Source organism: Chitinophaga sp. (assembly GCF_036566945.1).
Taxonomy (GTDB): domain Bacteria; phylum Bacteroidota; class Bacteroidia; order Chitinophagales; family Chitinophagaceae; genus Chitinophaga.
The window spans coordinates 1-10,686 of sequence record NZ_DATCVJ010000076.1 but is presented as its reverse complement, the minus strand read 5'-3'; the positions used below and the strand labels follow the sequence as shown (position 1 = coordinate 10,686).

The following is a 10,686-nucleotide window of genomic DNA, read 5'->3' as shown; positions in this document are numbered from 1 at the left end:
TTACTCCGATAAGTTCCGCTATGAAAATAACGGGGCGTATATTACAGATGATCATATTGCGGTAAACACCATCGCCAATATTCCTACGTTCGACATCATTGCTTTACAGCCCAATAACGACTTTGCGCCACACTGGCATACGCAGAATGATAATATGGATGTGATAGACAAAAAAACGCTGCAATCTGTAGGGCAAACCCTCTTGCAGGTGATCTATACGCAGCCATTTAATTACTAATGCCGGGATGGAATGCCGGAGTGAAAGAGGATGTGATGTATTAACTAAAAAACAGTTTATGCCCAGATCAGCAGGCACTCCGGCATCCAATCCGGTACACTACCAGGTACATCTCAGCAAGGATAAAAAGCTGCAGAAAATTATTGGCGGCCCGTTAACGGAGCTGACTATACGAAAAAACATCTGTTTGAAGCTGATCGGATCTATTATGAGCCAGCAGTTATCTACCAAAGTAGCAGATCTAATTTACTCCCGCTTTCTGGACCTTTACGGACGCAAAGAACCCACTGCCAGGCAAATACTCGATACCCCCGCTATTACGCTGCGTGGCATTGGTTTATCTAACGCCAAGGTTACTTATGTACATAATGTAGCGGCTTTTGTTATTGCGGAAAAACTGACCGACAGCAAGCTGAAAAAAATGGGAGATGAAGAAGTGATCACGTATCTCACGCAGATCAAGGGTGTAGGGCGTTGGACGGTAGAAATGCTGTTGATGTTTTACCTGTGCCGGGACGATATATTTGCGATGGACGACTGGGGCTTGCAACAGGCCATGATTAAGTTGTACAAACTGGATCGGGAAGACAAGAAAGCATTCAGGGATCAGCTACGTAAAATATCCGATAAATGGTCGCCTTACCGCACCCATGCCTGCCGTTACCTGTGGTCCTGGAAAGATAACACACCTGATAAATAACTCCACATATACACTGCGTAGCGCCTTCCTAAATTTGTATTATGAATGTGCAGGGAAGCTTTTTCGATGATCGGGATGCCAGAGAGATTTCACTTCTGAATGGAGAGCTGGTCTACTATCCACAGTTTTTTAATACTGTGGATAGCGATGATTTCATGCAAAAAATAACCAATACCATCGACTGGAAACAGGAGTCCATGAAGATGTACGGAAAGTCCGTTTTATTTCCCCGCTTAATGGCCTGGCATGGCGACGCTACCATGAGCTACCGGTTCTCCGGCAATACCTTTACTCCTGCTGACTGGACGCCCTTATTATTGCAGATACGCGACCGTATTACGCCCATTAGCGGGCATTCTTATAACAGCGTGCTGTTGAACCTTTATCGTAATGGAAACGATGCCATGGGCTGGCATGCAGATGATGAACCGGAACTGGGTCCACAACCTGTAATTGCTTCTGTCAATTTCGGCGCCACCAGGCGTTTTCTGCTGCGCTATAAGAGTGACCATCGCCAGAAATATGAACTACCATTAGAGCACGGCTCGCTGCTCATTATGAAAGGCGCATTGCAACAATACTGGGAACACCAGGTACCCAAAACAACTAAAGTATCTACCGGAAGAATTAACCTCACCTTCCGATTTATTCACCCTTAAAAAAACCGAATCCATCTTATGAAAAACCATGTTCTATTAATTGGCAATGACATTAACAACATTTCCCGCGGCCAAAGCTGGAAAGACCTGCTGCAGGATATTATCACCTTCTGCCACGCCGGCGACTGCATAGCACTGGATGACAAAAAACCCTTCCCTTTGCTGTATGAAGAAATATTTTTAACCGCCAGCAAAAACCATAGAATCAGGGAAAAAGACCTGAAGTCATTTATCGCTATCAAAGCCGCTGAAATAAAAAGTAATCCCATACACAGCGCCATCAGGGCGTTGAAGCCGGCGCATATACTTACCACGAACTATGAATTTACGCTGGAAGGTAGTACCCCGCTGGAAAATACAAGCCTTATCAACGAAAAGTTCTATAGTATTTTCAGAAAGTATAAAGTTGGCGATACCAATTACTGGCATATTCATGGCGATTGTTTAAACCCTATGAGTATCAATCTTGGCTTTGAGCATTATGGCGGGCAACTACAAATGATGCGTAACTACGTAGTCAGTGGCACCGTATATACTTCAAAAGAGGTACCTAAACGGTCCCTGTTGCGGCGCATACACTTCAAAGAAGTATACTTCCATTCCTGGATTGATCTCTTCTTTACGGACGATATCCACATCTTCGGCTTATCGCTCGACTTTGTAGAAACAGATCTTTGGTGGCTGCTGACTTACAGAGCCAGGCAGAAGTTCCATCATAAAAATGTGCCGGTGTCCAACAAAATATTTTATTACATCCCTGAGGAATATGTAGCGGCTTCCAAATATAAGCTGGATTTACTTGCAGCAAATGACGTTACCGTTATTGCCTTGCCCGGGAAAGATAAACTGGCGTATTATGAATCCATCATTCATGGCCTGGGCAAAACAAACAAAACAGCCTACCATGGCTGCGTCAGCGAATAGCATTGCTTTCAAAGTGAGTCTGGCAGCGTTTTTGAAAAATATGGATAGTTGTAACAAAAGATAAAACCCGATCGTTCCTTTTGTTGTTATTTATTAAAATCTATATTTTATGTTGTTCGAATTAGCAATCACCTTCGCGACCACTTTCATGGCCCCCCTCCAAAACAAGCAACCATCTGCCAAAACACAGGTGATCTATGTAAAAGAGTCAAAAGAACCCTGCACAGGAGTGGCGCCAATGGAGTGTTTACAGATAAAAGGCGTTAATGACACCGACTGGTCCAATTTATACACCAACATCAACGGATTTAAGTATACGCCAGGCTATCGCTATAAACTGAAAGTAAAAATTACGTCCATCAAAAACCCACCGGCAGACGGCTCTTCTATTAAATACACGCTAACTAAAGTATTGGAGAAAAAAAGAATCAGCAGCCAGTCGGCCGCTATTACCAGCAAAAAATGGGTATTGGTAAAAATGGATGATACCGACATTTCCGATGGTAAAATCTGGATAGAATTTGACGCCGCCCAAAAACGCGTTCACGGTAATAGTGGCTGCAATAGCATGATGGGAGGCTATACCATTGCCGGCAACAACATTACTTTCAGTAAAGTGGCCGGCACCCTTATGGCTTGTGGCGACAATACCGTAATGCAGCGTGAAGGCTCCTTCACACAGCATTTGGGCGATCAGACTTTTAAATATGAAGTAGTAGGCAGCACCGTTAACCTGATTCAAAACGGTAAAACTGTATTGCAATTCAGCCTGCAGGATAAGGGCGGTAACACTGGTAGCTCCACGGCTATTACCAACAGAAAATGGACGCTGACCCAAATAAATGAAGGTATTATCAGTAACTCCGGTATATGGATTCAACTGGATGCGGCGAAAAAACGCTTTCAGGGAAAAGGCGGATGCAATAACGTTTCCGGTGGATATACTACAAGTGGCAACAAAATTACCTTCACACAGGCCATGAGTACACGGATGGCTTGCCCCGATGCAGATGTGATGCGCCGTGAAGCCGATTTCCTGAAACAATTAGGAGGCCATACTTTCACATATACTATTGCCGGAGAAACAGTAAACCTTTATGAAAATGGTAAACTCACCCTGCAATTTACCATGGAAGAAAAAACAAGCGATCAACACGCCAGCTCCGAAGAAGACAGCCAGTGGGCTTTTATTGGCAGCAAAAAATGGCAGGTGATTAAAATGAATGATGCTACTTTATCGAATTCCGGCATATGGCTGCAATTTGATACTGATCAAAAACGTTTCCACGGCAAAGGTGGATGTAACAATATTTCCGGTGGCTATAGCGCCACGAAAGATCAAATTAAATTTACACAAGGCATCAGCACCCGTATGGCTTGCTCCGACGCCGCAGTAATGCGTCGCGAAGCAGCATTTCTTAAACTGATCAGCGAAAATACTTACCACTATGATGTAGCAGATCAAACTTTAAACCTGTATAAAGACGGGAAAATTGTAGTGATGTTTGGTATGCAGGATAAATAATAAAAGGTGAATAATCACTTAAAACACAATGGGTAGATGATCTTAAAAGATCTCTACCCATTACATTTAACTCACACTCTTTTAAAAGCTGGAAGCTACCAGCTTAGGATGATATGCAAACAGCATAGCGTTGGAAATATTTTCTCCTACGGCTACCACCACCGGCACTGTAGCCACTTTCTGTACAGGTACCTGCACCAGCAAATAATTAGCATCTGCACGCAGCACCTGCGCAGGAACAGATCCAAAGATCACTTTGTTCTGACTTTTGTCGACACTAAAACCACGACCTTTGATCACGAGGAAATTACCTGCATTTCCGGTTACTACTTCAGTGGTATTTTTTTCTTGATTAGGGGAACAGGCCATCATGGCTGTTATCAACAGCATAATAGCTGCCACAAACATTCTAAGTTTCATCTTATTTTTCTTTTGGGGGGTAACAACACCCTGTTACAAATAATTCACCGGGGTTAACACTATTGCAATTGCAACTCTTATCAGCAACAGTATATATTCGGTATTCAAACGGACGCAAATTTACAACCTATATTTCAATAAAAGACAAGTATCCTAACTTATTTTTAAAATAAGTAGAATTACGTATACGGATATATGAAGTTAGCATTTACTTTTTCAGCACCTGTGCTTTGTTATACTCATAGTTCATGCGGGCAATGTGCAGCACGGAAATTTGTTGCGGACATTCTGCCTCACAGGCTTCCGTATTACTGCAGTGGCCAAAGCCTTCTTTGTCCATCTGATCGACCATATTTTTTACTCTTGTTTGTGCCTCTATTTGTCCTTGCGGCAAGAGTACCAGGTGCGATATTTTTGCACTGGTGAATAACGCAGCGCTGGAATTTTTGCATACTGCCACGCAGGCACCACAACCAATACAGGCTGCCGCATCAAACGCTGCTTCCGCCACCGGAGAGCCAATCGGAATGCCATTCGCTTCCGGCGCCTGTCCGGTATTCACAGAAATAAAACCACCTGATTGTATTACGCGGTCGAAAGAAGAACGATCTACTTTTAAATCACATTTTACCGGGAACGCTGTAGCACGGAAAGGTTCTATTACAATTTCTTCATTGTCTTTAAATGTACGCATATGCAACTGGCAGGTAGTGGTATTCAGCAAGGGACCATGTGCCCGCCCGTTAATCATTACGCCACATTGTCCGCAGATGCCTTCGCGGCAATCATGATCAAATTCCACGGGGCGTGTTCCTTCCTGCAGTAGTTGCTCATTGAGCGTATCCAGCATTTCCAGGAAAGACATATGCGGATTGATGTCTTCCAGTGTATAATTCACCATTTTGCCAGGATCTTCCTGATTTTCCTGCCGCCATATTTTAATTCGTATACGCATAACCGTTAGTTTAAGTTATTTGTAGCTTCGTACTGTAGGGGTTACAAATTCGAAGTGCAGGGGTTCTTTGTGGAGTAGCGGCGCTTTATCCGCTCCACCCCATTCCCAGGCAGATATAAAAGAGAAGTCCGCATCATTGCGCATCGCTTCTCCTTCCGGTGTTTGATGTTCTACACGGAAATGTGCCCCACATGACTCATCCCGGGTGAGTGCATCGTAACACATCAGCTCTCCCAGCTCCAGGTAATCCGCCACGCGGCCGGCTTTTTCCAGCTCTGTATTAATAGCATAACCACCGGGTACATATAAACGCTGCCAGAACGCTTCCCGCAATTCGGTGATTTCTTTGATAGCCGCCTCCAGCCCTTCTTTGGAGCGCGTTAATCCACATTTATCGTACAGGATTTTACCCAGGGTTTTATGGAAATAATCTGCGCTTAAATTGCCCTGTATGCCCATGAGTCTTTTTAATTGCGCCTGCACATTTTCTTCTGCGGCGGCAAAAGCGCCATGTCGTATATCTATTGGTCCTGTTTTAATTTCATCTGCCAGGTAATTTGCTATCGTATAAGGTGCAATGAAATACCCGTCGATACTGGCCTGTAAGAGCGAATTGGCTCCTAATCGGTTAGCTCCATGGTCAGCGAAGTTGGCTTCTCCCAAAGCAAACAAACCTGGGATGGTGGTCATCAATTCGTAATCTACCCATAAACCGCCCATAGAAAAATGCGCGGCCGGAGAAATACGCATCGGCTCTTTGTAAGCATCAACGCCGGTAATTTTTTCGTACATGCGAAACAGGTTGCCATACTTTTTCCGGATAGTCGCTTCTCCCTGATCTTTTATGGCTTTGGAGAAATCGAGGTATACGGCATTTTTCAATGCACCTATACCATACCCCGCGTCTATCCGCTCTTTGGCTGCCCTGGAGGCAATATCACGGGGAGATAAATTACCGAAGGCCGGATACTTTCTTTCCAGGTAGTAATCTCTCTCTTCTTCGGGAATCTGGTTGGGTTCCCGTTCTTCATCTTTATTTTTTGGTACCCAGATACGGCCATCATTCCGTAACGACTCAGACATGAGTGTGAGCTTAGACTGGTATTCACCGGATTGGGGTAAGCTGGTAGGATGGATTTGCGTCCAGCTGGGATTGGCCATATAGGCGCCTCTTTTATGTGCGCGCCAGATGGCCGAACCGTTGCAGCCCATAGCCAACGTAGACAGATAATAAATTTTACCGAAGCCGCCTGTTGCCAGCACCACGGCATGGGCGCTGTGACGCTCGAGTTGACCGGTATCCATATTACGCACAATCACCCCTTTGGCTTTGCCATCTATCACCACGAGGTCCAGCATTTCATGCCGGGCAAACAACTGCACGCTGCCGGCGCCTACCTGTCGCATGAGCGCCTGATAAGCCCCCAACAGTAGCTGCTGCCCCGTTTGGCCCCGGGCATAAAAAGTGCGGGATACCTGCACCCCACCAAAAGAACGGTTGTTCAAATAACCTCCGTACTCCCGGCCAAAAGGCACACCCTGCGCTACTGCCTGATCTATCAGGTTGGCACTGCATTCTGCCAGCCGGTATACATTGCTTTCACGTGCCCGGAAATCACCCCCTTTTATGGTATCGTAAAACATGCGGAATACACTATCCCCATCATTTTTGTAATTCTTACAGGCATTTACCCCGCCCTGCGCCGCCACAGAATGGGCGCGCCGTGGCGTATCCTGGAAACAAAAACTTTTCACACTATATCCCATCTCTCCCAGCGAAGCAGCTATAGAACTGCCTGCCAGCCCGGTTCCTACCACTATTACTTCCAGCTTCTTTCTGTTGGCAGGATTTACCAGCTTTGCATGTGCTTTGTAATGACTCCACTTTCCTTCCAGTGGTCCGTCCGGTATTCTTGCATCCAGCATAACCAACTATTTTAAGAAATGAACATACACGGGCATTGCCGCAAATCCGGCACTGATCACAATACTATATACCCAACCAATAATTCTGACCCATTTAGCATAACGCGGATGATACAACCCCAACGTTCTGGCAGCACTGAAAAAGCCATGCAGCAGGTGATAACACAGGGCTATCATACAAATCACATACAACACCACATACCATAATTCGCTGTATACATTCACCACCAGGATATATAAATCCTTATGCCCGTTGGCATCCAGCGGTAGTTGTCCGTACTTATACACATACCAGAAATCACGCAGGTGGATGACCAGGAAAATAAAAATAATGGTGCCGAGCAATCCCATATTACGGCTATACCACTTGCTCACAGCTGCTCTGCGGTCGTAATGATACTTTACCTTTCTTGCCCGGGAATTGGCCAGCGTTATAATAATCGCATACACCACATGCCCGATGATACTGGCAAAAAGGATGTAAGAAATCAGCTGGATGATGATGTTGCCCGAGAGGATATGTGAATACAGGTTAAACTGCGTATGCGCCCGTTCTGCCGGCAGAAACAACTGCAGGTTACCTAACAGATGTATCACGAGGTAAAGACAGAGAAATAGCCCTGTAAATGCCATCCAGTTTTTCCTGGATAATGTTTGTTGCTTCCATTGACCCATAAAAAAGTTTTTAGCGATACGTTTACCAGATGCCCAGTACTTTCCACCACACGCCACCAAGGCCCATCCAGATAATGATCAACGCGATACTCAATACAAACCCGCACTTCCACCAGTCTTTCAGATCCACATAGGTGCTTCCGAAAAATACCGGCGCCGGACCATGACCGTAATGCGTGAGTGTTCCGAAAATCCCCCCGCAAAAACCAAGTACCAATGCCAGCAAGGTGCCGGGTATGCCTACAGAAATACCCACTCCCAGAAATGCCGAATACATGGCTGCCACGTGCGCGGTGGCACTGGCAAAAATGTAATGACTATAAAAATATACCAGCACAATAATGGGAAAAGCAATCGTCCATTTCATACCACCCACCTGCTGTTTGATCAGATCACTGAACCAGGGAATAAAGCCCAGCGTGTTCAGAAAACTGGCCATCATCACCAGCGCAGAAAACCATACGATCGTATCCCAGGCGCCCTTTTCTGATTTCACATCTTCCCAGGTCAGTACCTGGGAAATAAGCAGGAATACCAAACCTATTAACGCCGTAGTGGTAGCATCTATCCCAAACAAATCTCCGGTAATCCACAGGAATAAAAGAATGAAGAATGCCAGTAGCATCAGCCATTCATTTCTGTGTACCGGGCCCATTTCCTTCAACTTTTCCGCCGCCATGGCTGGCGCATCCCCGGTAGATTTCAGCTCCGGCGGATAGATCTTATACAGGATCCAGGGTACTGCTATAATGGATATAATGGCCGGTACCAGCGCCGCTGTAAACCACGACATCCATGAAATATCAATACCCATATTTTTCGCAAACTTCTGACACATGGGATTACTGGCGGTACCAGTTAAAAACAGGGAAGAAGTAATAAGGTTCATATTATAACTGTTCAAGGTAAGATATCCGCCCAGTTTGCGGTGTGTGGCAGGATCTTCCGGCATAGACCCGAAGTTCATGGCCATCGACTTCATAATAGGATAAATAATCCCTCCACCCCTGGCCGTATTACTGGGAACTGCCGGCGCCAGCACCAGGTCTGCCAAACCAAGTCCGTAAGCCAGTCCTAAAGAACTGCGGCCAAATACCCGGATAAAGAGATAGGCAATCCGTTTACCCAACCCCGTTTTAATAAATCCACGGGCAATGAAAAAGGAAATTCCGATGAGCCAGATCACCTTGTCGCCAAAGCTACTGAGTGCCAGTGTAATAGACTTCCCCGGATTGCCCGGCGCCAGCACCCCGGTAAGCGCTACCAGTGTGATCGCAATCATAGACATAGTGCCCATACTGGCCGCTTTCATAATGATACCGGCAATGGTTGCCAGGAAAATAGCCAGCAGATGCCAGGCTTCCGGCTTCACTCCTTCCGGTGGCGGAATAAACCAGATCAACAGGCCAAAAGCCAGTGTAATTAACAGTTGCGGATACTTGATTTCTTTCATATAGACAGCCTTTATTAAAACCTACATTGTACCTGTGCAATCAAAAGATTGCTGTTATACACTTTTGTTCCCGAAACATTCTTGTTGTACTGATCTATCTGCATACCTACCTGTATGCGGCCGCCATAGTCTTTCAGGAAAGCCAGACTCACCATGGGAATATAAGACTGGCGTACATTCCCCGCGTGTTTCTCATCTTCATTAAAATATTCATACCGCATAGAGAACTCTATGGACGTTAGTTTGTGGTATTTAATTTTATACCTGAAATTAGGGAGTACATAGATGCCATTCATGATGTAATTACTAACGGGGCCTTCACGCAGACTGTCTGGTATCGCATAATACAGCTGATGATTATTGCCTTGTTTATATTCTGACTGCAGCTGCAGGTCCCATTTGGGCGTTAAGGGGATCACGCCACTGACATCTACCCCCAACGCATACACGTTTTGTCGTTTCACCGCACCGAAACCTCCATTCAGTCCCAGTGACAACTTATTCATATCACCTAATTCGAGCCTGGCCGTACCGAGTTTACCATTATCATTGTCCGACGGCTGGTTACGGTTATTACCATTCACTACGGAGAGGGCATATTTCATGGGCACCTTGCTTTCTTTATTAAACGCACCAAACATAGAAACCCCTATCTGGAAGCTCTGCCAGCCATTGCTACCAAAAGCATAGTACTGGTTAGAGAAGTCCATAGACTGAATAATATCTACCGGGTAAAGATCTTCCAGGCCAAAGGAAGGGCGGAACTGACCAACGGTGAAGTTGAGGGCATCGTTCCAACGGTAAGAGATGTACACATTTTCCAGCACCTTGCCTTTGGTATCGCCGGAAAACTCAGCCAGGTTTATCAGCACGGCAGCAGAAAAGCGATCGCTTACCTGTGCCTTCGCCTGTAAACGCGCACGTTTGATACTAAAGCTATTTCGCACTACTTCATCGGCATTAGGCTGGTGCACCCCATTTACGTCTACGTCTTTGGTGAGTGAGCCCGTGTATCTGGCCTGAAAAACGCCGCCGAAGGAAATCTTCTTAATAAAAGTAACCACTTTTTGTACGGAGGAGTCTCTTGCTGTACTGTCCTGTCTTGCGGGAGCAGATTGCCAGGCATAGGTGTTGCGGGTAATGCAACAAAGCAATAGTAAAGCGGCAAAGCTAAAAAATCGTTTATGCATGCACGGTTGTTATATCCCGAT

General features: G+C 45.5%; 11 protein-coding genes. 5 read left to right on the top strand and 6 right to left on the bottom strand.

Features of this window, described 5'->3' with window-relative positions:
• The 5 genes from VIP81_RS02240 to VIP81_RS02220 all read left to right on the top strand — a co-directional run.
• Positions 1-238, top strand: a 238-nt coding sequence (locus tag VIP81_RS02240; protein WP_331956851.1) for a M28 family peptidase, incomplete at its 5' end; no start/stop codon positions are given.
• A gap of 58 nt (positions 239-296) precedes the next feature.
• On the top strand, positions 297-938 hold the full coding sequence (locus VIP81_RS02235) for a DNA-3-methyladenine glycosylase 2 family protein (RefSeq protein WP_331956850.1): 642 nt from the start codon (positions 297-299) through the stop codon (positions 936-938).
• Between the two features lie 41 nt (positions 939-979).
• Positions 980-1,597, top strand: coding sequence for an alpha-ketoglutarate-dependent dioxygenase AlkB family protein (locus VIP81_RS02230; RefSeq protein ID WP_331956849.1), 618 nt, complete (start codon positions 980-982; stop codon positions 1,595-1,597).
• An 18-nt stretch (positions 1,598-1,615) separates the two neighbouring features.
• Positions 1,616-2,521: a hypothetical protein gene (locus tag VIP81_RS02225; protein ID WP_331956848.1), complete on the top strand. Its 906-nt coding sequence runs from the start codon at positions 1,616-1,618 to the stop codon at positions 2,519-2,521.
• A gap of 109 nt (positions 2,522-2,630) precedes the next feature.
• Complete coding sequence (locus VIP81_RS02220; RefSeq protein WP_331956847.1) at positions 2,631-4,046, top strand: META domain-containing protein; 1,416 nt, start codon at positions 2,631-2,633, stop codon at positions 4,044-4,046.
• A gap of 81 nt (positions 4,047-4,127) precedes the next feature.
• On the opposite strand, the gene VIP81_RS02215 is transcribed toward VIP81_RS02220, so the two are convergent.
• The 6 genes from VIP81_RS02215 to VIP81_RS02190 form a co-directional block, all read right to left on the bottom strand.
• Positions 4,128-4,466 carry an IPT/TIG domain-containing protein gene (locus VIP81_RS02215; RefSeq protein WP_331956846.1) on the bottom strand — a complete coding sequence of 113 codons (339 nt, stop codon included), beginning with the start codon at positions 4,464-4,466 and terminating at the stop codon, positions 4,128-4,130.
• A gap of 208 nt (positions 4,467-4,674) precedes the next feature.
• Positions 4,675-5,421, bottom strand: a complete 747-nt coding sequence (locus VIP81_RS02210; protein WP_331956845.1) for a succinate dehydrogenase/fumarate reductase iron-sulfur subunit — start codon at positions 5,419-5,421, stop codon at positions 4,675-4,677.
• Positions 5,422-5,436: 15 nt separating this feature from the next.
• Positions 5,437-7,347: a fumarate reductase/succinate dehydrogenase flavoprotein subunit gene (locus VIP81_RS02205; protein ID WP_331956844.1), complete on the bottom strand. Its 1,911-nt coding sequence runs from the start codon at positions 7,345-7,347 to the stop codon at positions 5,437-5,439.
• A gap of 6 nt (positions 7,348-7,353) precedes the next feature.
• Positions 7,354-8,022 carry a succinate dehydrogenase cytochrome b subunit gene (locus VIP81_RS02200; protein WP_331956843.1) on the bottom strand — a complete coding sequence of 223 codons (669 nt, stop codon included), beginning with the start codon at positions 8,020-8,022 and terminating at the stop codon, positions 7,354-7,356.
• 22 nt (positions 8,023-8,044) lie between these two features.
• Positions 8,045-9,475: an anion permease gene (locus tag VIP81_RS02195; RefSeq protein ID WP_331956842.1), complete on the bottom strand. Its 1,431-nt coding sequence runs from the start codon at positions 9,473-9,475 to the stop codon at positions 8,045-8,047.
• Between the two features lie 14 nt (positions 9,476-9,489).
• Positions 9,490-10,665: a porin gene (locus tag VIP81_RS02190; protein WP_331956841.1), complete on the bottom strand. Its 1,176-nt coding sequence runs from the start codon at positions 10,663-10,665 to the stop codon at positions 9,490-9,492.
• Positions 10,666-10,686 lie beyond the last annotated feature (21 nt).

Excerpts from the sequence above, each read along its gene's own strand:
- VIP81_RS02235 (WP_331956850.1), top strand. The coding sequence starts at position 297 with ATGCCCAGATCAGCAGGCACTCCGGCATCCAATCCGGTACACTACCAG.
- VIP81_RS02230 (WP_331956849.1), top strand. The coding sequence starts at position 980 with ATGAATGTGCAGGGAAGCTTTTTCGATGATCGGGATGCCAGAGAGATT.
- VIP81_RS02225 (WP_331956848.1), top strand. The coding sequence starts at position 1,616 with ATGAAAAACCATGTTCTATTAATTGGCAATGACATTAACAACATTTCC.
- VIP81_RS02220 (WP_331956847.1), top strand. The coding sequence starts at position 2,631 with ATGTTGTTCGAATTAGCAATCACCTTCGCGACCACTTTCATGGCCCCC.
- VIP81_RS02215 (WP_331956846.1), bottom strand. The coding sequence starts at position 4,466 with ATGAAACTTAGAATGTTTGTGGCAGCTATTATGCTGTTGATAACAGCC.
- VIP81_RS02210 (WP_331956845.1), bottom strand. The coding sequence starts at position 5,421 with ATGCGTATACGAATTAAAATATGGCGGCAGGAAAATCAGGAAGATCCT.
- VIP81_RS02205 (WP_331956844.1), bottom strand. The coding sequence starts at position 7,347 with ATGCTGGATGCAAGAATACCGGACGGACCACTGGAAGGAAAGTGGAGT.
- VIP81_RS02200 (WP_331956843.1), bottom strand. The coding sequence starts at position 8,022 with ATGGGTCAATGGAAGCAACAAACATTATCCAGGAAAAACTGGATGGCA.
- VIP81_RS02195 (WP_331956842.1), bottom strand. The coding sequence starts at position 9,475 with ATGAAAGAAATCAAGTATCCGCAACTGTTAATTACACTGGCTTTTGGC.
- VIP81_RS02190 (WP_331956841.1), bottom strand. The coding sequence starts at position 10,665 with ATGCATAAACGATTTTTTAGCTTTGCCGCTTTACTATTGCTTTGTTGC.